General features: G+C 69.1%; 21 protein-coding genes. 15 read left to right on the forward strand and 6 right to left on the reverse strand.

Annotation, left to right across the window (positions count from 1 at the left end; translation table 11 throughout):
- Window positions 1-310: 310 nt before the first annotated feature.
- Complete coding sequence (gene ileS / locus A3CQ_RS0126730; protein ID WP_020514021.1) at window positions 311-3,421, forward strand: isoleucine--tRNA ligase; 3,111 nt, start codon at window positions 311-313, stop codon at window positions 3,419-3,421.
- Here ileS and A3CQ_RS0126735 read toward each other — a convergent pair.
- From A3CQ_RS0126735 to A3CQ_RS0126745, 3 genes are all read right to left on the reverse strand, one after another.
- Window positions 3,391-3,909, reverse strand: coding sequence for a DUF3455 domain-containing protein (locus A3CQ_RS0126735; protein WP_040432970.1), 519 nt, complete (start codon window positions 3,907-3,909; stop codon window positions 3,391-3,393). The genes ileS and A3CQ_RS0126735 overlap by 31 nt on opposite strands.
- A gap of 191 nt (window positions 3,910-4,100) precedes the next feature.
- Window positions 4,101-6,377: a catalase/peroxidase HPI gene (katG, locus tag A3CQ_RS0126740; protein WP_370657624.1), complete on the reverse strand. Its 2,277-nt coding sequence runs from the start codon at window positions 6,375-6,377 to the stop codon at window positions 4,101-4,103.
- Window positions 6,286-6,729, reverse strand: coding sequence for a Fur family transcriptional regulator (locus A3CQ_RS0126745; RefSeq protein ID WP_020514024.1), 444 nt, complete (start codon window positions 6,727-6,729; stop codon window positions 6,286-6,288). The genes katG and A3CQ_RS0126745 overlap by 92 nt, the downstream gene beginning before the upstream one ends.
- Before the next feature lie 137 nt (window positions 6,730-6,866).
- Here A3CQ_RS0126745 and A3CQ_RS0126750 point away from each other — a divergent pair, with 137 nt between their 5' ends.
- Entirely contained in the window at window positions 6,867-7,136 is a 270-nt protein-coding gene (locus tag A3CQ_RS0126750; RefSeq protein WP_157296360.1) for a hypothetical protein, read from the forward strand.
- A 3-nt stretch (window positions 7,137-7,139) separates the two neighbouring features.
- Here A3CQ_RS0126750 and A3CQ_RS0126755 read toward each other — a convergent pair whose 3' ends face one another.
- Window positions 7,140-7,928 (reverse strand): SAM-dependent methyltransferase, encoded by a 789-nt coding sequence (locus tag A3CQ_RS0126755; RefSeq protein ID WP_157296362.1) that lies wholly within the window; start codon window positions 7,926-7,928, stop codon window positions 7,140-7,142.
- A 148-nt stretch (window positions 7,929-8,076) separates the two neighbouring features.
- Here A3CQ_RS0126755 and ald point away from each other — a divergent pair, with 148 nt between their 5' ends.
- From ald to A3CQ_RS0126790, 7 genes are all read left to right on the forward strand, one after another.
- Complete coding sequence (gene ald / locus A3CQ_RS0126760) at window positions 8,077-9,192, forward strand: alanine dehydrogenase (protein ID WP_020514027.1); 1,116 nt, start codon at window positions 8,077-8,079, stop codon at window positions 9,190-9,192.
- The gene (xerD, locus tag A3CQ_RS0126765) at window positions 9,189-10,088 is read left to right on the forward strand and encodes a site-specific tyrosine recombinase XerD (RefSeq protein WP_026206256.1); all 900 of its coding nucleotides are present in this window, start codon (window positions 9,189-9,191) and stop codon (window positions 10,086-10,088) included. Before ald ends, xerD begins: the two co-directional genes overlap by 4 nt.
- 115 nt (window positions 10,089-10,203) lie before the next feature.
- Window positions 10,204-11,136 carry a ParA family protein gene (locus A3CQ_RS0126770; RefSeq protein WP_026206239.1) on the forward strand — a complete coding sequence of 311 codons (933 nt, stop codon included), beginning with the start codon at window positions 10,204-10,206 and terminating at the stop codon, window positions 11,134-11,136.
- Window positions 11,137-11,139: 3 nt separating this feature from the next.
- Window positions 11,140-11,808 carry a zinc metalloprotease gene (locus A3CQ_RS0126775; RefSeq protein ID WP_020514030.1) on the forward strand — a complete coding sequence of 223 codons (669 nt, stop codon included), beginning with the start codon at window positions 11,140-11,142 and terminating at the stop codon, window positions 11,806-11,808.
- Between the two features lie 97 nt (window positions 11,809-11,905).
- Complete coding sequence (locus A3CQ_RS54110; protein WP_245577339.1) at window positions 11,906-12,997, forward strand: segregation and condensation protein A; 1,092 nt, start codon at window positions 11,906-11,908, stop codon at window positions 12,995-12,997.
- Window positions 12,998-13,485: 488 nt separating this feature from the next.
- Window positions 13,486-14,511 (forward strand): SMC-Scp complex subunit ScpB, encoded by a 1,026-nt coding sequence (scpB, locus tag A3CQ_RS59370; protein WP_370657625.1) that lies wholly within the window; start codon window positions 13,486-13,488, stop codon window positions 14,509-14,511.
- Complete coding sequence (locus A3CQ_RS0126790; RefSeq protein WP_051115363.1) at window positions 14,480-15,241, forward strand: pseudouridine synthase; 762 nt, start codon at window positions 14,480-14,482, stop codon at window positions 15,239-15,241. The genes scpB and A3CQ_RS0126790 overlap by 32 nt, the downstream gene beginning before the upstream one ends.
- Window positions 15,242-15,257: 16 nt before the next feature.
- Here the strand turns inward: A3CQ_RS0126790 and A3CQ_RS0126795 are convergent, their stop codons facing one another.
- On the reverse strand, window positions 15,258-16,169 hold the full coding sequence (locus A3CQ_RS0126795; RefSeq protein ID WP_026206240.1) for an NADP-dependent oxidoreductase: 912 nt from the start codon (window positions 16,167-16,169) through the stop codon (window positions 15,258-15,260).
- An 84-nt stretch (window positions 16,170-16,253) separates the two neighbouring features.
- Here A3CQ_RS0126795 and A3CQ_RS0126800 point away from each other — a divergent pair, with 84 nt between their 5' ends.
- From A3CQ_RS0126800 to A3CQ_RS63020, 4 genes are all read left to right on the forward strand, one after another.
- Entirely contained in the window at window positions 16,254-16,856 is a 603-nt protein-coding gene (locus A3CQ_RS0126800) for a TetR/AcrR family transcriptional regulator (RefSeq protein WP_020514035.1), read from the forward strand.
- A gap of 297 nt (window positions 16,857-17,153) precedes the next feature.
- Window positions 17,154-18,050, forward strand: a complete 897-nt coding sequence (locus tag A3CQ_RS54115; RefSeq protein WP_020514036.1) for a helix-turn-helix domain-containing protein — start codon at window positions 17,154-17,156, stop codon at window positions 18,048-18,050.
- Window positions 18,051-18,223: 173 nt separating this feature from the next.
- Window positions 18,224-18,568 carry a hypothetical protein gene (locus A3CQ_RS0126810; protein WP_157296366.1) on the forward strand — a complete coding sequence of 115 codons (345 nt, stop codon included), beginning with the start codon at window positions 18,224-18,226 and terminating at the stop codon, window positions 18,566-18,568.
- Window positions 18,569-19,043: 475 nt separating this feature from the next.
- Window positions 19,044-19,247 carry a DUF397 domain-containing protein gene (locus tag A3CQ_RS63020; protein ID WP_040432976.1) on the forward strand — a complete coding sequence of 68 codons (204 nt, stop codon included), beginning with the start codon at window positions 19,044-19,046 and terminating at the stop codon, window positions 19,245-19,247.
- On the opposite strand, the gene A3CQ_RS0126820 is transcribed toward A3CQ_RS63020, so the two are convergent.
- The gene (locus tag A3CQ_RS0126820; RefSeq protein ID WP_020514039.1) at window positions 19,248-19,958 is read right to left on the reverse strand and encodes an enoyl-CoA hydratase-related protein; all 711 of its coding nucleotides are present in this window, start codon (window positions 19,956-19,958) and stop codon (window positions 19,248-19,250) included.
- A gap of 109 nt (window positions 19,959-20,067) precedes the next feature.
- Here A3CQ_RS0126820 and cmk point away from each other — a divergent pair, with 109 nt between their 5' ends.
- Both cmk and der read left to right on the forward strand, forming a co-directional pair.
- Window positions 20,068-20,748: a (d)CMP kinase gene (gene cmk, locus A3CQ_RS0126825; protein WP_026206241.1), complete on the forward strand. Its 681-nt coding sequence runs from the start codon at window positions 20,068-20,070 to the stop codon at window positions 20,746-20,748.
- On the forward strand, window positions 20,745-22,142 hold the full coding sequence (gene der / locus A3CQ_RS0126830) for a ribosome biogenesis GTPase Der (protein WP_040432915.1): 1,398 nt from the start codon (window positions 20,745-20,747) through the stop codon (window positions 22,140-22,142). The genes cmk and der overlap by 4 nt, the downstream gene beginning before the upstream one ends.
- Window positions 22,143-22,187 lie beyond the last annotated feature (45 nt).

Genomic DNA, 22,187 nt, shown 5'->3' on the forward strand with positions numbered 1-22,187 from the left:
CGGTCGGCTCGGCCCGCTGAGACGTTAATCGGTTTTGGCGAGCGGTAGCATGACGGCGCAGGCGTTGATGGGGACGAGTACCGCCGCACGCAGCCGAGAGAGACCCGGGGACGGTGGAAGCCCGGGGGAGTGCGCGGCGCGAAAATCACCCCGGAGCCGCCGGAGGAAAGGCCCGCGCGCGGGCCGAGTAGAGCCGGCCGCAGCACCGAGAGAGGGTCGTGCCCGGCGCACGGCCAAGGAGGGTGGTACCGCGGGGCCTCGCCGCCTCGTCCCTCCGTTGGTGGCAACGATGACCGACGGAGGAAATGCGATGTACCGCCCGGTGCCGGCCCAGGTCGACCTGCCCGTGCTCGACCACGAGATCCTCGGCTTCTGGCGGCGGGAAGACATCTTCGCCCGCAGCCTCGAGCAGACCCGCGGCCGCCCCGAGTGGGTGTTCTACGAGGGGCCGCCGACCGCGAACGGCCGGCCCGGCGCCCACCACATCGAGGCCCGCGTCTTCAAGGACGTGTTCCCGCGGTACCGGACGATGAAGGGCTTCCACGTCGAGCGCAAGGCCGGCTGGGACTGCCACGGGCTGCCGGTCGAGCTCGCCGTCGAGAAGGAGCTCGGCTTCACCGGCAAGAAGGACATCGAGGCGTACGGGATCGCGAACTTCAACCAACGATGCCGCGAGTCGGTCACCCGGCACACGGACGCGTTCGCCGAGCTCACCGAGCGGATGGGCTACTGGGTCGACCTCGACGAGGCGTACCGGACGATGGACCCGGACTACATCGACTCGGTCTGGTGGTCGCTGAAGCAGATCTTCGACAAGGGGCTGCTGGTCGAGGACTTCCGGGTCGCGCCGTGGTGCCCGCGCGACCAGACCACGCTCTCCGATCACGAGCTGGCCCAGGGGTACGAGACCGACGTCGACCCGGCGGTCTATGTCCGTCTGCCGCTCACCTCGGGTCCGCTCGCGGGGAAAGCAAGTCTGCTGGTCTGGACGACAACCCCGTGGACGCTGGTCTCCAACACCGCGGTGGCCGTGCATCCGGACGTGACCTATGTCGTCGCCACCGACGGCAAGGAGCGGATCGTCGTGGCGGAACCCCTTCTCCCGGCCGGCTGGGAGACAACGGGCGAGCAGTTCACGGGCCGCGAGATGGAGCGTTGGTCCTACCAGCCACCGTTCGACCTGGTCCAGGTGCCCAATGCTCATATCGTCATCCTGGCTACCTATGTGACCACCGACAGCGGCACCGGACTGGTCCATCAGTCCCCGGCGTTCGGCCCGGACGACCTCGCCAACTGCCGCGCGTACGGCCTGCCGCTGGTCAACCCCGTGCGCCGGGACGGCACCTTCGAGGCGGAGATCCCGCTGGTGGGCGGCCTGTTCTTCCGGGCGGCGAACGAGCCGCTGGTCACCGACCTGCGCGAGCGCGGCCTGCTGTGGCGGCACGAGCCCTACGAGCACCAGTACCCACACTGCTGGCGCTGCCACACCGCGCTGATCTACTACGCGATGCCCTCCTGGTACGTGCGCACCACCGCCGTACGGGATGACCTGCTGCGGGAGAACGAGAAGACCACCTGGCAGCCGGAGAACGTCAAGCACGGGCGGTACGGGGACTGGCTGGTCAACAACGTCGACTGGGCGCTGTCGAGGAACCGCTACTGGGGCACGCCGCTGCCGATCTGGCGCTGCGCCGAAGGCCACCTCACCTGCGTCGGCTCGCGCGAGGAGCTCAGCCGCCTGACAGGCCAGGATCTGTCGGAGTTGGACCCGCACCGGCCGTTCATCGACGAGGTCACGTTCAGCTGCCCGGAATGTCGGGAGGAGGCGACAAGAGTGGAGGAGGTCATCGACGCCTGGTACGACTCCGGCTCGATGCCCTTCGCGCAGTTCGGCTACCCGTACCGGAACAAGGATCTTTTCGAGAAGCGCTTCCCCGCGCAGTTCATCTCCGAGGCGATCGACCAGACCCGCGGATGGTTCTACACGCTGATGGCCGTGAGCACGCTGGTGTTCGGCCGTTCGTCCTACGAGACCGTCGTCTGCCTCGGCCTCATCCTGGCCGAGGACGGCCGCAAGATGTCCAAGCACCTCGGCAACATCCTCGAGCCGATCCCGCTGATGGACACGCACGGCGCCGACGCGGTCCGCTGGTTCATGGCCGCGGTCGGCTCGCCCTGGTCGGCGCGGCGCGTCGGGCACACCGCGCTGCAGGAGGTCGTCCGCAAGATCCTGCTGACCTACTGGAACACGGTCGCGTTCCAGGCCCTCTACGGCCGCACCGCCGGCTGGACGCCGTCCGGTGATGACCCCGCGCCCGCCGAGCGGCCGGTCCTCGACCGCTGGGTGCTCTCCGAGCTGGCCGCGCTGGTGGAGAAGGTCGACGCCGCGCTGGCCGACTTCGACACCCAGGAGACCGGCCGGCTGCTGGCCGCGTTCGTCGACGACCTCTCCAACTGGTACGTGCGCCGCAGCCGCCGCCGTTTCTGGCGCGGCGACCCGGCCGCCCTCGCGACCCTGCACGAGGCGCTGCGGACCGTGACGCTGCTGATGGCGCCGCTGACCCCGTTCGTGACCGAGCGCGTCTGGCAGGACCTCGTGAGACCGGTCGAGCCGGAGGCGCCGGAGTCGGTCCACCTGGCCGCGTTCCCGGTGGCGTCCCCGGAACTGCGCGATCCCGAGCTGTCCGCGCGGATGGCGGTCGCGCGCCGGCTCGTCGAGCTCGGCCGCGCCGCCCGCGCCGAGTCGGGCCTGAAGGTGCGCCAGCCGCTGTCGCGCGCGCTGGTCTCGGCGGACGGCCTGCCGGGCGAGCTGCTCGCCGAGATCGCCGCCGAGCTCAACGTCGGCGAGATCGCCCCGCTCACCGGTTCGCTTGTCGATTCCCAGGCCAAGGCCAATTTCCGTACGCTCGGAAAGCGTTTCGGGAAGCGAGTGCAGGAGATCGCGCGGGAAATCGCTCGTTCCGACGCCGCGGCGCTCGCCGCGGATCTTCGCGCCACCGGTTCCGCGTCACTGACCGTCGACGGCGAGACCGTCACCCTCGGTCCCGACGAGGTGATCATCACCGAGACGCCGCGTCAGGGCTGGGCCGTCGCCTCCGATGCCGGCGCCACGGTCGCGCTCGACCTCGAGCTCACGCCGGAGCTGCTGCGCGCGGGCCGGGCCCGGGAGGCGATCCGCCAGATCCAGGAGGCGCGCAAGGCCAGCGGCCTCGACGTGGCCGACCGGATCGCGCTGCGGTACGCCACCGCCGACGACCAGACCGCGCTCGCTCTCACCGAGCATGCGGGCCTGGTCGCCGACGAGGTGCTCGCGACGGCGTTCGGTCCGGGCGAACCGGGGCCGGACGCCCGCGTCTTCACCGACGAGTCACTCGGGCTCAGGTTCTGGATTCAGACCGCCGGGTCGTCCCAGAACACATAGACCGCGCCGTACGGGACGCTCGCGATCTGCCCGGGCGTGCAGGAGCCGGCCGGGGCGAGGCCGCCCGACGTGTACAGCCGGTTGATGTAGTCGGCCTTGCTCAGGATCCCCTTGCCGCTGTGCGAGTTGACCTGCAGCAGCAGCTCCGCGATCGCCCCTTCGCGCGGCGAGGACTGCAGGCGGACCGCGGTGACCAGCGAGCCGTCCCGCAGCGACTGCCAGCTCGGGCCGGCGAAGTGGTGTATCCGGCCGCCGGTGCCGATGAGCTGCGCCTCGGGCACCGACGTCGTCGTCGGGTAGACCCCGTCGGCCCCGCAGGTGTAGCTCTGGGTGCCCTTCGTGACGACGTACGCGCCGATCGGCCGGGAGCCGGGCGGCGGCTTGATGATCGTGGCGATCGCCGGGACGGCCACGCTGCGGGCGTCGGTGACCTCAGCGGCCGACGCGTTGTAGCTGACCGCGCCGACGGCGGCTACCACGGCGGCCATGCCGGCCACGGCAAGCGCGCGCACGCGCGATCGAGTCGTGCTGAACAATGTGTGCCCCCCAAGGGTTGTGAGGCGGGCCCCTACCCGCCATCACGCCTCACGGGGGTGATCTTCTATTTCGATGAAGATCATTGCCGAGGATGGCCGTTCGTACCATGTGGACGGTACGAACGGCCCCTCGATTCCGTTTGTCAGATGTCGAACCGGTCGAGGTTCGAGACCTTCACCCAGGCGGCGACGAAGTCGCGGACGAACTTCTCCTGGGCGTCGTCGGTCGCGTAGACCTCGGCCAGCGCGCGCAGCTGCGAGTTCGAGCCGAAGACCAGGTCGGCCCGGGTCGCCGTCCACCGCACCGCGCCGGTCGCGGCGTCCCGGCCCTCGAAGATCTCCTCGTCCTCACCGACCGGCGACCACTTCACGGCGCCGAAGTCGACCAGGTTCGCGAAGAAGTCGTTGCTGAGCACGCCCGGCCGGTCGGTGAACACGCCGTGCGCCGACTGCTCGTGGTTGGCGCCCAGCACCCGCAGGCCGCCGACCAGGACGGTCATCTCCGGCGCGGTCAGCGTCAGGAACTGCGCCCGGTCGACCAGCAGCTGCTCGGTCGGGCGGGTGTGTCCCTTGCCGAGGTAGTTGCGGAAGCCGTCGTAGGCCGGCTCGAGCACCGAGAACGACTCGACGTCGGTCCACTCCTGCGTCGCGTCGGTGCGGCCCGGCGCGAACGGCACCTCGACCTCGACGCCGCCGTCCCGGGCCGCCTTCTCCACGGCCGCGGCGCCGCCCAGCACGATCAGGTCGGCCAGCGAGACCTGCTTGGCGCCGGCGTTGAACTGCCGCTGGATGCCCTCGAGGGTGCCGAGCACCTTCGACAGCTTCGCCGGCTCGTTGACCTCCCACGCGTTCTGCGGGGCGAGCCGGATCCGGGCGCCGTTCGCGCCGCCGCGCTTGTCGGTGCCACGGAACGTCGCGGCCGACGCCCACGCGGTCGACACCAGCTCGGAGACGGTCAGGCCGGACGCGAGGATCGCCTGCTTGAGCGCCGCGATGTCGTCGGCGCCGAGCGGCTCGCCGGTCGGGGCCGGTACCGGGTCCTGCCAGAGCTCGTGCCCGGCCGGCACCTCGGGGCCCAGGTAGCGGGCGATCGGGCCCATGTCGCGGTGGGTCAGCTTGTACCAGGCCTTCGCGAAGGCGAGCGCGAACTCCTCCGGGTTCTCGTAGAACCGGCGCGAGATCGGGCCGTAGATCGGGTCCACCCGCAGCGCCAGGTCGGTCGTGAGCATGACCGGGACGTGGCGCTTCTCGGCGTCGAACGCGTCCGGCACGGTGCCCGCGGCGGCCGGGTCGGTCGGCACCCACTGTTTCGCGCCGGCCGGGCTCTCCGACAGCTCCCACTCGTACTTGAAAAGCACGTCGAAGAACGAGTTGTCCCAGGTGATCGGGGTCGGGGTCCAGGTGCCCTCGAGGCCGCTGGTGATCGCGTCGGCGCCCTTGCCGGTGCCGTACGTGCTGATCCAGCCCAGGCCCTCGGCCTGCAGCGGCGCGCCCTCGGGCTCGGCGCCGACGTGGGCGGCCGGGCCGGCGCCGTGCGTCTTGCCGAACGTGTGACCGCCGGCGATCAGCGCGACCGTCTCCTCGTCGTTCATGGCCATCCGGCCGAACGTCTCGCGGATGTCGCGGGCGGCGGCCAGCGGGTCCGGGTTGCCGTTCGGGCCCTCGGGGTTGACGTAGATGAGGCCCATCTGGACCGCGCCGAGCGGGCTGTCCAGCTGACGGTCGCCGCTGTAGCGCTTGTCGCCGAGCCAGGTGTCCTCGGTGCCCCAGTTGATCTGCTCCGGCTCCCAGACGTCGGCGCGGCCGCCGGCGAAGCCGAAGGTCTTGAAGCCCATCGACTCGAGGGCCACGTTGCCGGCCAGGATCATCAGGTCGGCCCAGGAGATCTTCTTGCCGTACTTCTTCTTCACCGGCCAGAGCAGGCGGCGCGCCTTGTCCAGGTTTCCGTTGTCGGGCCAGCTGTTGAGCGGGGCGAAGCGCTGGTCGCCGGAGCCACCGCCGCCGCGGCCGTCGAAGGTCCGGTACGTGCCGGCGCTGTGCCAGGCCATCCGGATGAACAGCGGGCCGTAGTGCCCGAAGTCGGCCGGCCACCAGTCCTGCGACGAGGTCAGCACCTCGTTGAGGTCGGCCTTCACGGCCGCGAGGTCGAGCGAGCCGAACTCCGCCGCGTAGTCGAAGCCGGCGCCCATCGGGTCGCCCGCCGGCGGGTTCTGGTGCAGGACGCTCAGGTCCAGCAGGTTCGGCCACCACTCACGGTTGCTGCGGCCGCCGTGCGAGGCGTGCGCGACCGGGCACTTGCCTTGGTCTGACATTCGGTGATTCCCGTCCTTAGCGGTTTCGGTCAACAGGGGGAAGTCGTGCGCAGGCGGGGCAGAGCCCCCAGAAGACGACCTCGGCCTCATCGACGGTGAAGCCGTGATCGCCGGTGGCGGTGAGACAGGGCGCCTCGCCCGCGGCGCGGTCGACGTCGACGATGTCGCCGCACGACCGGCACACGAGGTGGTCATGGTGGTCGGCGACCCGGGTCTCGTAGCGGGCCACCGAGCCGGCCGGCTCGATGCACCGCACCAGGCGCGCCGCGGTCAGCGCCCGCAGCACGTCGTAGACCGCCTGGGTGGACACGTCGCCGATCGCCGCGCGGACCCGGCGGACGATCGAGTCGGTGTCGGCGTGCGGGTGGTCGTGCACGGCGGTCAGGACCGCCACCCGGGGCCGGGTCACGCGCAGCGCGGCTGCGCGCAGCAGAGGCTCGGCTTCGAACGCACTTCGCACGGGCAGAAGTCTTGCCTGTTTTCTGGAATGAGTCAAGAAAACCGCGCGGAGGTTTTCGATCAGTGACCGACCGGTGACTTTCCTTGAACGTTTGCGGGTCCTACATTTTGTAGGTAACGCAGCTCAGGGAGGCGACGATGCCGCATGCCGGCCCACCCAGGAACGACTCGTTCAAGGTGGGTGACCTAGTCACGGTGCTTCCTCCGTACGACGCGGACCCGTACATCCTGAACTTCCAGCACTACGGCCGGATCGCCGCGGTCGAGCACCGCGAGAACATGCCGTCCGACGCGTACATGGTCGAGCTCGACGCGACGCTGCCGCCCCGCCGCCAGGTCGGCCCCTTCCCCGCGGGCCGCCTCGCGAAGGGCTGGCGCGACCAGAAGGGCCGCTGGCTGGTCGAGTAGGGGTCAATGCTTGACGGCGACCCCGCCCGACATCTGGACGTGAGTGTCCTCGATGGCCGCCGCCTCGGCGTCCGGGCGCCAGCGGTTGACCAGGACCACGCCCGGTTCGACCAGGTCGAGGCCGCGGAACAGGGCGGTCACCTCGTCGTCGGTGCGCTCCTTGGCGGCGATGCCGCGGGCCCGGTACGTCGCCGCGGCCTGCACGGCCTGCGGGTTGTGCGCGGTCACTGTCGAGATCGACAGGGTGCTGCCGGCCGGGAACGGCTCGAGCAGTCCGTCGATGATCCGGTGGGCCTCGTCCTCGTCGGTGATGAACTGCAGGACCGCGATGAGGCTGACCGAGACCGGCCGGGTGAAGTCGACGTTCTGCTTCACCTCGGGGGAGGAGAGGATCTGCTCGACGGCGCGCAGGTCGGCGTCGAGGTACGCGGTGGAGCCCTGCGGCGACGAGGTGAGCAGCGCCCGGGCGTGCACGAGCACGATCGGGTCGTTGTCCACGTACACGATCTTGGAGGTCGCGTCGACGCCCTGGACCACCTCGTGCAGGTTGGGCGAGGTGGGCAGGCCGGTGCCGATGTCGAGGAACTGCCGGATCCCGCGCTCGGCGGCCAGGTAGTGGGCCACCCGGGCCATGTACTGCCGGTTCGCCCGCATGGAGATCGGCAGGCTCGGTGACGACTCGACGATGGCGGCGGCGGCCGCGCGGTCCGCCTCGAAGTTGTCCTTGCCGCCCAGCAGGTAGTCGTAGATCCGGGCCGAGTGCGGCACCGAGGTGTTGAGATCCACTGGCATGAGAGAAAGCTACCTCACCGTCTATTTGCTACCGCGACACAGTTCGATCTCCGAAACCCGGACGAATCGGTCGTAGGTCGGCCCGGGTGAGGGGTACTCTGCGGCAAGACGGGACGTCACTCAGCGTTGAGAAAGGACGGTGTCGGCTGTGAAGGTCGGCATTCCCACCGAGATCAAGAACAATGAGTTCCGGGTGGCCATCACCCCGGCCGGAGTCTACGAATTCGCCCGATCGGGGCACGAGGTCTACGTGCAGTCGGGCGCCGGTACCGGATCGTCGATCACAGACGGTGACTATCAGGCCGCCGGAGCGACCATCCTGCCCACCGCCGGCGACATCTGGGAGACCGGCGAACTGATTCTCAAGGTGAAAGAACCGATCGCCGAGGAGTACCCGCGGATGCGGCCCGGCCAGGTCCTGTTCACCTATCTGCACCTCGCGGCGTCGAAGGAGTGCACCGACGCGCTCGTCGACCGGCGGGTCACCGGGATCGCGTACGAGACGGTGGAGCTCCCCGATCGGTCGCTGCCACTGCTCGCCCCGATGTCCGAGGTCGCCGGCCGGCTCGCGCCGCAGGTCGGCTCGTACCATCTGATGGCCTCGGGCGGCGGTCGCGGCGTGCTGATGGGCGGCGTCCCGGGCGTCTACGCGGCCAAGGTGGTGGTCATCGGCGCCGGCGTCTCCGGGATGAACGCGGCCGCCATCGCGCTCGGCATGCAGGCCGAGGTGCTCGTCCTGGACCGCAACATCTACAAGCTGCGCGCTGCCGACGCCGACTATCGCGGTCATCTTCAAACGATCGCTTCCAACGCGTACGAGATCGAAAAGGCCGTCCTGGACGCGGACCTGGTGATCGGCGCCGTGCTGGTCCCCGGCGCGAAGGCCCCGAACTTGATCTCCAACCAGCTCGTGAGCCGGATGAAGCCGGGCAGCGTGCTCGTCGACATCGCCATCGACCAGGGCGGCTGCTTCGAGGACTCGCGGCCGACCACGCACGCCGACCCGGTCTACCGCGTGCACGAGTCGATGTTCTACTGCGTGGCCAACATGCCCGGCGCGGTCCCGCACACGAGCACCTACGCACTCACCAACGTCACTCTGCCGTACGCTCTGGAGCTGGCCAACCTGGGCTGGCGCGCGGCGCTGAAAGCCGATCCCGCGCTCGCCCTCGGCCTCAACACGTTCGACGGGAACGTGACCTACGGACCGGTCGCGGAGGCGCACGGCATGCCGGTCCTGCCCACGGCCGAGGTGATCAGCTGAGCATCGACCGCGCGATCGACGCCTACCTCGACCATCTGACCGTCGAGCGTGGGTTGTCGCGCAACACGCTCGCCTCGTACCGGCGCGATCTCGACCGCTACGCGCGGGCCCTGGCCTCGTCGGGCATCGATTCGCTGGGCGACGTGCGTGCTGCCGACGTCACCGGTCATCTCGCGGAGCTGCGCGAGGACGGGCTGGCGTCGGCGAGCGCGGCGCGGGCCATCAGCGCCGTGCGGGGGCTGCACCGGTTCGCCGCCCGGGAGGGGCTGGTCGCGGTGAACGTGGCCGCCGAGGTCAAGCCGCCCGCCCCGCCCAAGCGGCTGCCCAAGGCGCTCGACGTCGACCAGGTCGAGCGGCTGCTCGCGGTCCCCGGCGAGGACACGCCGCTCGGCCTGCGGGACAAGGCTCTGCTGGAGTTCCTCTACGGCACCGGGGCGCGGATCTCCGAGGCCGTGGGTGCGGCGATCGACGACCTCGACCTGGCCGGCGAACCGGCGGCGGTCCTGCATGGCAAGGGCGGGCGCACGCGGGTGGTTCCGGTGGGCGGTTACGCCAAGGCCGCGATCGATGCCTATCTCGTACGGGGGAGACCGGCGCTCGCGGCCAAGGGGAAGGGCACGCCGGCCGTCTTCCTGAACGCTCGGGGCGGACGGCTGTCGCGGCAGAGCGCGTGGACGATCCTGCACCGCGCCGCCGGAACGGCCGGCATTCTGGCCGTCAGCCCGCACACGCTGCGCCATTCCTACGCGACCCATCTGCTCGACGGCGGCGCCGACGTTCGGGTCGTGCAGGAGTTGCTCGGGCACGCCTCGGTGACGACGACGCAGGTGTACACGCTGGTGACCGTCGAGCGGCTCCGCGAGGTGTACGCGACCGCTCACCCTCGCGCTCGTTAGACGCTGCGCACCCATAGATGGCGACACGCCGGACAGGCACCCCGATCGCGCGGCGCGCGTGGCGTACAGTCGGGCATCGGCTCCGGCTGCGCGAGTCGGAAGGGGGCGAAGGCAGTTGTCAAGCAACGATTCACGGGCGGAGGCCTGGACCTCCGCTTTGCGAGAGCAGCAGGGCTCGCTCGATCTCGGCGCTGACCTGGGCCCGGCCGACCCCACGGCGTACACGATGCGCCGCCCCATCCCCGAGCCGATGCCGACGCACCGGCACGGCCCCGCGCGGATCATCGCCCTGGCCAACCAGAAGGGTGGCGTCGGCAAGACGACGACCACCATCAACCTGGGCGCGGCCCTCGCGGAGTACGGGCGGAAGGTCCTCCTCGTCGACTTCGACCCCCAGGGCGCCTGCTCGGTGGGCCTCGGCGTCAACCCGCACAACCTCGACCTGAGCATCTACAACCTGCTCATGCAGGACGACGTGGCCACCGAAGACGTGATCATCAAGACCGACGTGGCCGGCCTGCACCTGCTTCCGGCCAACATCGACCTGTCGGCCGCCGAGATCCAGCTGGTCAACGAGGTCGCCCGCGAGATGGCGCTGGCCCGGGCGCTGCGCTCGGTCCGCAAGGAGTACGACTTCATCCTGATCGACTGCCAGCCCTCGCTGGGCCTGCTGGCGATCAACGCGCTGACCATCGCGCACGGCGTGCTCATCCCGCTCGAGTGCGAGTTCTTCTCGCTGCGCGGCGTGGCGCTGCTGCTCGACACCATCGACAAGGTGCGCGAGCGGCTCAACTTCGACCTCGAGCTCGAGGGCATCCTCGCCACCATGTACGACTCCCGCACCACCCACTGCCGCCAGGTGCTGCAGCGCGTGGTCGAGGCGTTCGGCGACAAGGTCTACCAGACCGTCATCACCAAGACGGTCAAGTTCCCCGAGTCCACGGTGGCCGGCTCGCCGATCACCAGCCTCGACCCGGCCTCCTCCGGCGCCCGCAACTACCGTCAGCTCGCCCGCGAGGTCATCGCCGCCAAGGCCGAGCGCGGCTGATCCGTGCTCTTCGCGCTCGGGACGCCCAAGGCGTTCGCCGCCCTGCTGGTCTCCTTTCTCCTCGGTCTGATGCTGCGCGCGATCGCGATCCGGCTCACCGCGCGCAGCCTCGGCCTCGCCGACCGCCGGGAATCGATCCGGCCGAGCCTGCGGGAGGACGTCGACCCGTTCGGCGCGGTCGCGGCCGCGCTCGGCGGCATGGGCTGGGGCCACAAGCTTTCCGTCGACGAGTTCTACCGGTATCGCAGCCGGGGGCGGGCCGCGCTGGTCTTCCTGTCCGGCCCGCTGGTCACCATCGTCCTCGGCGAGATCATCATCGGGGCGTACGCGCTCGCGTACCCGAATGGTGGTTTGGATTTTCTTACGCCCGGGATCGTCCTGCAGGGCGTCAAGGGCGACACGGGACCGGTGATCCTGCTGTCGCTCGGGGTCGGGCTGCTCAGCTTCGGGCTGCTCGCGATCATCCCCATCCCGCCGCTGGACGGCTTCGGCGTGCTCTACTACGCGTTGCGCCGGCCCGGGAACGGCATCCAGTGGATGCGGCTGTGGTTCGAGGAGAAGAACCTCGGCGTGCTCATCCTGCTGATCTGCTGCCTGTTCCCGCTGCCGTACCCGTTCCTGATGCGCATCCTCAACGCGCTCGGACTCGTCTTCCTGCGCCTGTGGGGCTGATCTTCCCTTCGCCCCAGTCACCTGTGCTGACCTGCGGCGTTGAAACGTGGTTGTGAGCCCGGAACAGCTTGTCGTCCCCGTGGTCTACGGTCAGCAGGTGCCTGAAGACGCCGTGGAACCCGCCGCCGACAGCCTTGAGCTTGCTCAGGCCGCGGAGGACTCCGGCAAATTTCTCGTACGCCTCGACAACTTCACCGGCCCGTTCGACCTGCTGCTGCAGCTGATCGGCAAGCACAAGCTCGACGTCACCGAGGTCGCGCTGCACACGGTCACCGACGACTTCATCGCGTACATCCGCGCCATGGGCGACGACTGGGATCTCGGCGAGGCCAGCGAGTTCCTGCTGGTCGCGGCCACCCTGCTCGACCTCAAGGCGGCCCGGCTGCTGCCCGCCGCCGAGGTGGAGGACGAGGAAGACCTGGCCCTGCTCGAGGCCCGCGACCTGCTCTTCGCCCGGCTGTTGCAGTACAAGGCCTTCAAGGAGGCGGCGGCCTTCATCTCCGATCTGGAGGCGACCGGGGCGAAACGCTGGCCGCGCGCGGTGTCGATGGAGACACGGTTCGCCGAGGCGCTGCCCGACCTGGTGCTCGGCGTCGGGGTGGAGCGGTTGTTCAAGCTGGCGCTCAAGCAGTTCACGCCCAAGCCCGGGCCGCCGCAGGTCTCGATCGCGCACATCCACCAGGTGCGGGTCAGCGTGCGCGAGCATGCCCAACTGCTGCGCGACCGGCTGCGGCGGGCGGGCAGCGCGACGTTCTCGCTGCTGATCGCCGACTGCGAGAACACGCTCGAGGTGGTCGCCCGGTTCCTGGCGCTGCTCGAGCTCTATCGCGAAGGGCTGGTCGAGTTCGAGCAGCCGGTCTCGCTAGACGAGCTGACGGTGCGGTGGGTCGGCGGGGACGCGGCGGATGCCGAGCTCGACATCGACGACTACGAGGGCAGCCCGCCCGACCCGGACCGGGCCGCGGCCTCTCCGGACAATTCGGACGAGCCGGACGAGCCGGAGGACGACTACGAGGGCAGCCCGCCCGACCCCAACCGGGCCGTCATCCCGCCGGACAATTCGGACGAGCTGGAGGATTCGGAGGCCTGGGAGCCGGGCACATCCGGGCCGAGCGGATTTGACAAGGCCGCGAGCCTTGATGATCTTGACGATGACAACGACGACGCCGTGCAGGAGGAGCGATCGTGAGCGACGACGAGCGAGCCGAATCGCTTGCCCAGCAGGCGGCGGCGTGGGTGCCGCCGTGGGAGCGCCAGCAGCGACCGCCGGACCGGGCTTTCCAGGCAGCGGCCGAGGCGGACGCGGAGGCCCGCCTGGCCGAGCGGGGCGACGAGCACGACTTCGCCGAGGCGGAGGAGCTGGCGGCCGCCGACGATCTCGTCGACGAGGACGATGCGGTCGTCGACGAGATCAGTGCGGACGCGTCCGACGATGAGGAGCCTCACGGGCGGCCCGATGACGACGAGGAGCGGTCAGAGGCGGGGCTCTCCGACGACGATGACGACTTCGACGAGGCGTTCGAGCGCCCCAATCCGCCGGGGTATGGCGACGAGTCCGAAGAGGCGACGCTAACCGAGCCGGCCGAAGAGGCTGCGCTGACCGGGCCGGCCGAAGAGGCGGCGCTGTCCGATCCGGCCGAAAAGGCGGCGCTGTCCGAGCCCGCTGAAGAGGCGGCGCTGTCCGAGCCGGCGGAGCAGGCGGCGCTGAGCGGGGCCGCGGACGCGCCGGCGAGCGTGGACCAGCCGCGTAGGCTGCCGACGGAGGAGGTTGCGCCGGAGCCGAGCGTGGGCGAGATCGGGCCCGATCTGTCGTTGCCGGAGGCCGTGCAGGACGCGGCCGAGGAAGGCGCCGAGGACGAGCCGGTTGTCGATGAGGCGTTGCCGCTCGACGGGGATGACGCGGGTGGTGTCTTCGACCAGGCGGCCCATGACGACGTCAGCGACGATGAGGCGGTCGACCCGCCGGTCGAGGAACTGGTGCCGATCGAGGACGCCGCCGGGGGAGACGAAGGAAGCACGCAGCCGGCGGCGGACGACGGTGCCGACCGGGCGCCCGTGACGGCGGCGGTTCCCGAGCAGGGCCGCCGAAGTCGGGGCGGTTCCGCTGCGGTTGGGGAGCCGTCCGCGCGTACGGCCGAAGAATTGCCTGAATTGACCGACGACGCCGAGCTTTGCGCGGCGCTGGAGGCCATCATGCTCGTGGTGGACGAGCCGGTTGCGGAGATGCAGCTGGCGCAGATCCTCGAGCAGCCCACCGAGCGGATCGGGGCGATGCTGGAGAACCTGTCGGCGCGGTACACCGCGGCGGGGCACGGGTTCGACCTGCGGCGGGCCGCGGGTGGCTGGCGTCTCTACACGCGGCCGGAATACGCCGCCTACGTGGAACGGTTCGTGCTCGACGGGCAGTCGGTGCGGCTGACCCAGGCGGCGCTCGAGACTCTCGCGGTCGTCGCCTACAAGCAGCCGGTGACCCGGTCGCGGATCTCCGCCATCCGCGGCGTCAACTGCGACGGGGTCATGCGTACGCTTGTCACGCGCGGACTGATCGAAGAGTGCGGCGTCGAGGGCGAGACGGGGGCCTACCTGTACCGCACGACGCCGCTGTTCCTGGAGAAACTCGGGATCAACTCGGTCGACCAGTTGCCGCCGCTCGCCCCATTCCTGCCCGACGATGTGGAAGAAGTGCTCGATGCCCCAGGCTGACACCGCCGAACGCCTCCAGAAAGTGCTGGCTGCCGCCGGTGTCGGTTCCCGCCGCGCCTGCGAAGACCTGATCTTCCGGCGGCGAGTCACCGTCAACGGCAAGGTCGCCAAGCTCGGCGACAAGGTCGACCCGGCCACCGCCGAGATTCTCGTCGACGGCCAGCGGGTGATCACCGACACCAAGCTCGTCTACCTCGCGATGAACAAGCCGCGCGGCGTCGTCACCTCGCTCGACGACGAGAAGGGTCGCACCGAGCTGGCCGACTTCCTCGGCCAGTTCGACCAGCGGCTCTTCCACGTCGGCCGGCTCGATGCCGACAGCGAGGGCCTGTTGCTGATCACCAACGACGGCGAGCTGACCAACAAACTGACCCACCCGTCGTACGGGATCGCGAAGACCTACCTGGCCGAGGTCGTCGGCCCGCTGCCGCGCACCGTCGGCCGTCAGCTGCTGGCCGGCGTCGAGCTCGAGGACGGGCCCGCCACCGTCGACGCCTTCAAGCTCGTCGACGCGCTCGGCAAGACCGCCCAGGTCGAGATCGTGCTGCACGAGGGCCGCAAGCACATCGTCCGCCGGATGATGGACGCCGTCGGCCACCCGGTGACCCGCCTGATCCGCACGGCGGTGGGCCCGATTCGCCTCGGTGACCTGCGGCCAGGCGGTTTCCGGCACCTGTCCCCGGCGGAGGTCACCGCTTTGTATAAGGCTGTCTCAAAGGACAACGACTAGTTTGTCCCAGGCCGTGTCACGGGACGACGACTAGCTTTCCTACGGTGTGTTCCCGGGCGAAATCGACCATCGCTCGGGGGCCGTCGTCGAGGCTGTAGGTCTTCATGATTGTCGGGATGAGCGTCGTGACATCTCGGACACCGCTCTCCATGTCGAGGACCATCTCGAAGGTGACGTCGTCGCGGTCGATGTATTCGGGCTTGGGCGCGGGGAACGTGATCGTGTAGAGCCGGCCGCCTGGTTTGAGGCTTTTCGCCGCCTCCTTGAGCTGGTCGGTCGGCAGCACCAGGTTGATCACCACGTCGATTTCGCCGGGGTATTCGCCGTATCCGACGGTTTCGTCCGCTCCGACGATCTCATCGCCCGGCCTGGTTGTGGCAATTGTTCGCTTTGTTCGCAGCGCCGGCAGCAGGGTCGTGCCCACTCCGCCGGTCGCGCCGATCACCAGCACCGTCTCGTCGGGCTGGATCTTCGCCTGGGCCAGCAGGGCGTTGGTGGTCAGTCCGGCGGTCGGCAGCGCGGCGGCTTCTCTTGCCGGAAGTGTCGCCGGCCGAGGCGCGATGAACGGCGTGTCCGCCTCGAAGACCGCGAACTCGGCCAGCGTGCCGGTGGTCAAACTCGGCTTCGGGAACGGCAGCATTCCCTTCAGAGCCCGCGGAATTCCATGACCAAAAACTTCATCCCCGATGGCGTACGCGGTGACGCCGTCCCCGACCTCAGTGACCGTCCCGGCGAAGTCGCAGCCCGGCACGTGGGGGAACGTCAAAGCGATTCCGAAAGCGCCGGTCGCCAAGCGCAGGTCGATCGCGTTCAGCGAGCTCGCCGCGATCCGCACCTGAATCTGCCCCGCCCCGGCGTGCGGCGTCTCGATCTCGCCGACCCGGTACTTCTCGGGCGGCCCGTAGTGGTCGACCAGCACAGCCTTCATGTCGCTTGCTCCTCAGCTCTAAGCGGACCGTCCGGTCACGTTAGGCGTAACCGGACCGGCCGGTCAACTTGTTAGTGTCGCCCTGTGACCCGAGCCCTCCGCGCCGACGCCGCGCGCAACCGATCGCTGCTGCTGGCGGCGGCCGCCGAGGAGTTCGCCGCCCGCGGCATGGAGGCCTCGGTCGCCGACATCGCCCGCCGCGCGGGGATCGGCAAGGGCACGGTCTTCCGCCACTTCCCGACCAAGGACGACTTGCTGGCCGCGGTAGTGCTGGATCGGGTCGACTCGCTCGCCGCCCTGGCCCGCCAGCTGTATGTGCGGGACGACCCCGGCCCGGCGTTGTTCGAGTTCCTGGAGGCAGCGGCCGGAAAGCAGCAACAGCTCGACTTCTCGTTCCTGCGCGACGCCGGCGACATCAACGACCGGTTGCGCGACGCCCGGGAGCGGCTGTTCGGCGCGATAGTCGGCCTGGTCTCGCGAGCCCAGGGAGCAGGCGCGATCCGCGCCGACATAACCGGCCTGGACGTGATCCTGATGATGTGCGTCCCGGCCCACGTGGTCAGCTTCGTCCCGGACGCGCCCCCCGACTTGTGGCGGCGATATCTGGCGCTGGTCGTCGACGGGCTGCGGCCGGAGGGCGCGCACCCCCTCTCGCCGCCGGCGCCAGGCACCGATTCGGTGCGGTAACTCCGCCCGTCATTGCCTCAAGTCTCAAGTTTCCCCTGCTCGGAGACGATGACCCGCTCCGCTGGACAGGGCCCGCCGAAACACGGGTAGTGTCTGCTGGGGACGTGCACCTGGCCGCATGCAATCTGCTAGGTAGCAGACGGCTCGCTAACGATGCGCCTGTTGCTGTTGTGATCTCTGGGATTGTGGCAGCTCAGAATGCATCCAAATCTATTACAAGTCCCTGCGTGCTAGGTAGCCCTCTGCATGCTACCGTCTGCTACGTAGCAGATAGCCACCTTCTAGGAGATCTTGATAATGGCCGAGAGCCCGGACCCGGCAGTCCTGCGTCGCCGGTTGCAGATCGAGCTACGGAAGTCTCGAGAGGCGACTGGGCAGTCGCAGAAGGAAGTCGCGGACGCGCTGGCCTGGTCACCTTCCAAATTGCTTCGGATCGAAAACGGCGCGGTCGGCATCACCGTCACCGACCTGCGGGCATTGCTCGGGCACTACGGTGTCCGCGGGAAGCAGGTCGACGAACTGACCAGGCTCGCCCAAGGATCGCGCAAGTTGACCACGGCGACGTATGGCAAGTCGGTGCCCACCAGCACGATCAAGTTTTGGAACCTTCGCTCATCGGCGGTCCGGGTTCGGCAATTCGAAACTCTCCTCATCCCGGGCCTGCTTCAGACGGAGGAGTACGCCAGGGAGGTGATCACGTCGTATTCGACGCCCGATCTCTCCAGCGAGGACATCGATGATCGCGTCGCGGCTCGCATGGACCAGCAGGGGCTGCTCGACCGAGAGGATCGGCCGGAGCTCTACTTCATGATCGATGAAGCTGCACTTCGGCGGTGGGTGGGCGGCCCCGAGGTGATGCGCAATCAGCTCGATCGACTCAAGAAGCGTGCCGAGGCCGACCGGCTCACCATCCAGGTGTTGCCGTTCGAGCTCGGGGTTCATGGCGGGATTCGCGGCCCGTTCCAAATCCTGGAGTTCGCCGAAGGCGAGGACTACGTCCTCTACATCGACGACGCCGCGGGTGGTCTTGCCTCTCGTGACATGGAGGCCGAGACCGAGCGGTACCTGACTCTGTTCTGGGATCTGGAAGCGGTGGCAACGAAGCCTTGGGAACTCAACGGATTTCTCGACAAAGTACTGGCGGACTTCAACCCTAAGCCGGCCGGAAACGACGCACCTGAGTCGAACACCTAACGCGACAGCCGGGCGGTGACGGGACCGCCCGCGCACCTCAGTGAGGTGGCTCATGAGATCGAGGCGCACGCACGGCGAGACGATGTCGTCGTTCGTGCGTGCGCGTCGTCCGTGTGGGGGTGGTCGTCATGGCCACCCCTGAACCTACCGGGCGGCGCCCGGACAGGTCCGAAATGATCGACTTGGTCCGGTGGCTGCTGAGCAGCTGGCCCAGGGTGATGCGAGCCGTTGTCCTGATGGCGGCCCCGATCGTAGGCATCCTGGTCTTTCTGGCGCTGGTGGCGACCATCGTCTTCTATCTGAAGGTTGACCCGCGGCGTTGGGGCGCCGTCGTCGGCTTGGGCGTGGTTGCCATGACCGTGGGAAAGGTCGTCGTCTCGGTACGACGATGGGTGGCCGGGCGAGGCGGGCTACCGGCGACGAAGCTGCCGCCAGCGGGCCAGGAGCAGATCACTCGTCCCGAAGGCGGCGCCGGCGCAGATCGTGATGACGATGACGACGACGATCTGAGCCGCTAGGGCCGTATCTGCATCGCGAGGGAAAACTGACCGGGCTGCACGGCCGAGGCCCATGGCCAAGACCCCCGCAACGAGGCCGCCGGCGGCGAACGTCGGCCAGCTCAGCGTGCTTCGAGAAGTCTCGACTTCTTGCCGCTCGGCCACGGTGCCACCTCCGCGGATACCTCGCGTCCTGGCTTCCCTCTGGGCGGCGTCCTTGCTGTCCAGCCGTGAGTTCGTTGAGCCTAATGCCTACTGGCCGGTAGTGGACGTGAGTTGGAGCTTATCGGACTGAATCCCTCAGCCTGATGACCGTGAGTGCAGTTCACGTACCTAGTAGATCGACCAACCGCTATCTACACTGACGGTATATCTGCCGATGACGGAATGTGGGTTCCTTGTGATCGGCCGTGCGACACGTACAACGGAGGCGTGGGCGACGGGGAAGCCGACGGGCCGCCCGCGCCCGATCAAGCGCCTCATCAAGGAGGCGGACGTGACGAGTACTGGCCAGGGTGAGCCCCGTTGGTTCAAGAGCAGCCGGAGCGGTGGCGGAGATTGCGTCGAGGTGGCGTTCGTGGGTGATGCCGTCTGGGTTCGGGACTCCAAGGACATCGATGGTCCCGTGCTGAAGTTCAGCAGGGAGTCCTGGCGGGCGCTGCTGGCCGACCCGCCGGAACGGCCGCGGCGCGAGAGCTGATCAACTGTCGGACGGCCCGCTCGAGCGGAACAGGGCGGAATCGGGGGCGTTCTCCGCCTCGGAGTCCAGGGCCGCCAGGACGGAGGCGTACATCCTCGTCTTGATGGTGTGAAGTGCGGGCCCGGCCTTGGGGGCATGTTGCTGGGCGAGGGCCAGCGCGCGCACGCGGACGTCCGGTTCGGGCACGGCTTCGTCGACGATCTGTTTCGCGTACGCGTCAATGCCGCCGAAACGTCGGGCCGTGACCATGGCTTCATGGGCGGTCTGCGGCGTCAGCCGCGACTGGATGAGCGCGCTCATGCCGACCGAGAACGGAATGTTGATGTCGGCCTCGGGCAGGCACCAGTAGCCGCGGTCGGCGCGCATGACGCGCAGGTCGTGGCAGAGCGAGAGCATGGCGCCGGCGGCGAAGGTGTGGCCCTGCAGGGCAGCGACAGTGATCATCGGCAGGCGGATCACCCGCGCGAAGAGGGTGTGGACCTGGGCCGCGTACGCCGGGAAGCGCTCCGGGTGCTCGAACAGCCACTCGAGGTCGAGGCCGTTGGACCAGATCTTGCCGGTCGCTGTGGTCACGAGGGCGCGTGGTTCGTCGCCCTTCTCCACCTCGTCGAGCAGGGCGTTCACGGAGGTGATCCAGTCGGGGTGGAATCGGTTCTCCGTGTCGCCGAGGTCGAGCACGAAGACGGCGTCCTGACGGTCGAGCGTGGGCATTTTCGCTCCCTCCGGCGTTACTCGTCAGTAACATACCCTAGTTCGTCGATGCTTTCCACGGCGGGCACAATGGGAGGGTTGGGTCGGGCGGGCGAACTGGGGAGGAACGGTGGCGGAAGAAGTGCAGCCGGAGAAGTGTGTGGTGGCCGTCGACGGGCCGTCGGGCTCGGGCAAGTCCACCGTCTCCCGGCGACTCGCCGCCGCCATCGACGGGGTGTACCTCGACACCGGCGCGATGTACCGCGCGGTGACCTGGGCGGTGCTGCAGGCCGGGGCCGATCTCTCCGACCCCGAGGCGATCGCGAAGATCGCGCTGGAGACGGAGCTGTCGATCGGCACCGATCCCTCCGCGCCGCACTTCGCGGCCAACGGCGTTCCCGTCGACGGGCCGATCCGGGGGCCGGAGGTCACCGCGGCCGTGTCGGCCGTCGCCGCCGTGCCGGCCGTGCGCCGCCAGCTGGTGGCCCTGCAGCGGGCGATCATCGCCGGGCAGCCGCGGATCGTCGTGGAGGGGCGGGACATCGCCTCGGTCGTGGCCCCCGACGCCGACCTGAAGGTCTATCTGACCGCCTCCGCCGCCGCCCGGGCCGCCCGGCGCAGCGCGGAAGACGCCACCGACGTCGCCGCGACCGAGGCCTCGCTCGTGCGACGTGACAAACTGGATTCATCCCGAGCCGCCGACCCGCTGCGACAGGCGTCCGACGCCCTCGAGGTCGACACGACCGGCTTGGGGATCGACGAGGTCGTCGCGTACCTCTTGAAGCTTCTTGACAGCAGGGTGAATAAGTGAGTGAGCTCCCCGTCGGCCTGGACATCCCGGATAATCCGGATTTGTCCTCCGCCGGCCCGGTTCCCGTGGTTGCTGTCGTCGGCCGGCCCAATGTGGGCAAGTCGACGCTGGTCAACCGCATCATCGGCCGCCGCCAGGCAGTCGTCGAGGACGTACCCGGGGTGACCCGGGACCGCGTTCCCTACGACGCCCAGTGGAACGGCCGCCGTTTCACGGTCGTCGACACCGGCGGCTGGGAGCCCGACGCCCGCGACCGCGCCGCCGCCATCGCCGCCCAGGCCGAAATCGCCGTACAGACCGCTGATGTTGTTGTTTTCGTCGTCGATGTGACCGTGGGCGCCACCGACGTCGACGAGGCCGCCGTGAAGATGCTGCGGCGCAGCCACAAGCCGGTGATCCTGGTCGCGAACAAGGCCGACAACCAGAATTTGGAGATGGAGGCTGTCTCCCTCTGGTCCCTGGGCCTGGGCGAGCCGCACCCGATCTCCGCGCTGCACGGCCGCAGCTCGGGCGACCTGCTCGACGACATCCTGGCCGCGCTGCCCGAGCCCCCGCTGATCGTCGAGGACGGCCCGCGTGGCCCTCGGCGGGTCGCCCTGGTCGGCCGCCCCAACGTCGGCAAGTCGTCGCTGCTGAACAAGCTCTCGAAAGAGGAGCGCGCGGTAGTCGACTCCGCCGCCGGCACGACCGTCGACCCGGTCGACAGCCTCGTCGAGATGGACGGCGAGATCTGGCAATTCGTCGACACGGCCGGCCTTCGCAAAAGAGTCAACCAAGCCTCCGGTACGGAGTATTACGCGTCCTTGCGTACGGCCGGCGCCGTCGAAGCGGCCGAGGTCGCAGTCGTGCTGCTGGACGCCGGCGAGGTCATCAGCGAGCAGGACCAGCGCGTACTGACCCAGGTCGTCGAGGCCGGCCGGGCGCTGGTCATCGCCTTCAACAAGTGGGACCTGGTGGACGCCGACCGCCGCTTCTACCTCGACAAGGAGATCGACCGCGAGCTGAAGCGCATCCCGTGGGCGGTCCGCGTCAACATCTCGGCCAAGACCGGCCGAGCGGTCGACAAGCTGGCCCCGGCGATTCGCAAGGCGCTGGCGTCCTGGGAGCAGCGGATCCCGACCGGCGCGCTGAACCAGTGGCTGACGGCTCTGACCCAAGCCACCCCCCATCCCGTACGGGGTGGACGCGCGCCCCGCATCTTGTTCGCCACCCAGGCGGGCGTGGCGCCGCCGCGGTTCGTGCTTTTCACGACGGGCCCGCTGGACGCGGGTTATCTACGGTTCATCGAGCGCAAGCTCCGCGAGGAGTTCGGCTTCGAGGGCTCCCCGATCGAGCTGTCGGTCAAGCCCCGCAAGAAGACGGGCCCGGGGGGTCGCGGCAAGGCACACGGGTAGAGGTTGTAAGGTATGGGAGTTGCCGCGCGGTGCTCTGGTGGGCCG

The sequence above is a fragment of the Paractinoplanes globisporus DSM 43857 genome, assembly GCF_000379645.1.
Taxonomy (GTDB): Bacteria; Actinomycetota; Actinomycetes; order Mycobacteriales; family Micromonosporaceae; genus Actinoplanes; species Actinoplanes globisporus.

Excerpts from the sequence above, each read along its gene's own strand:
- A3CQ_RS0126810 (WP_157296366.1), top strand. The coding sequence starts at position 18,224 with ATGATCGACTTGGTCCGGTGGCTGCTGAGCAGCTGGCCCAGGGTGATG.
- ileS (WP_020514021.1), top strand. The coding sequence starts at position 311 with ATGTACCGCCCGGTGCCGGCCCAGGTCGACCTGCCCGTGCTCGACCAC.
- A3CQ_RS54115 (WP_020514036.1), top strand. The coding sequence starts at position 17,154 with ATGGCCGAGAGCCCGGACCCGGCAGTCCTGCGTCGCCGGTTGCAGATC.
- A3CQ_RS0126795 (WP_026206240.1), bottom strand. The coding sequence starts at position 16,169 with ATGAAGGCTGTGCTGGTCGACCACTACGGGCCGCCCGAGAAGTACCGG.
- A3CQ_RS0126790 (WP_051115363.1), top strand. The coding sequence starts at position 14,480 with ATGTGGAAGAAGTGCTCGATGCCCCAGGCTGACACCGCCGAACGCCTC.
- A3CQ_RS0126735 (WP_040432970.1), bottom strand. The coding sequence starts at position 3,909 with ATGGCCGCCGTGGTAGCCGCCGTCGGCGCGGTCAGCTACAACGCGTCG.
- A3CQ_RS0126755 (WP_157296362.1), bottom strand. The coding sequence starts at position 7,928 with ATGCCAGTGGATCTCAACACCTCGGTGCCGCACTCGGCCCGGATCTAC.
- A3CQ_RS0126750 (WP_157296360.1), top strand. The coding sequence starts at position 6,867 with ATGCCGCATGCCGGCCCACCCAGGAACGACTCGTTCAAGGTGGGTGAC.
- A3CQ_RS0126820 (WP_020514039.1), bottom strand. The coding sequence starts at position 19,958 with ATGCCCACGCTCGACCGTCAGGACGCCGTCTTCGTGCTCGACCTCGGC.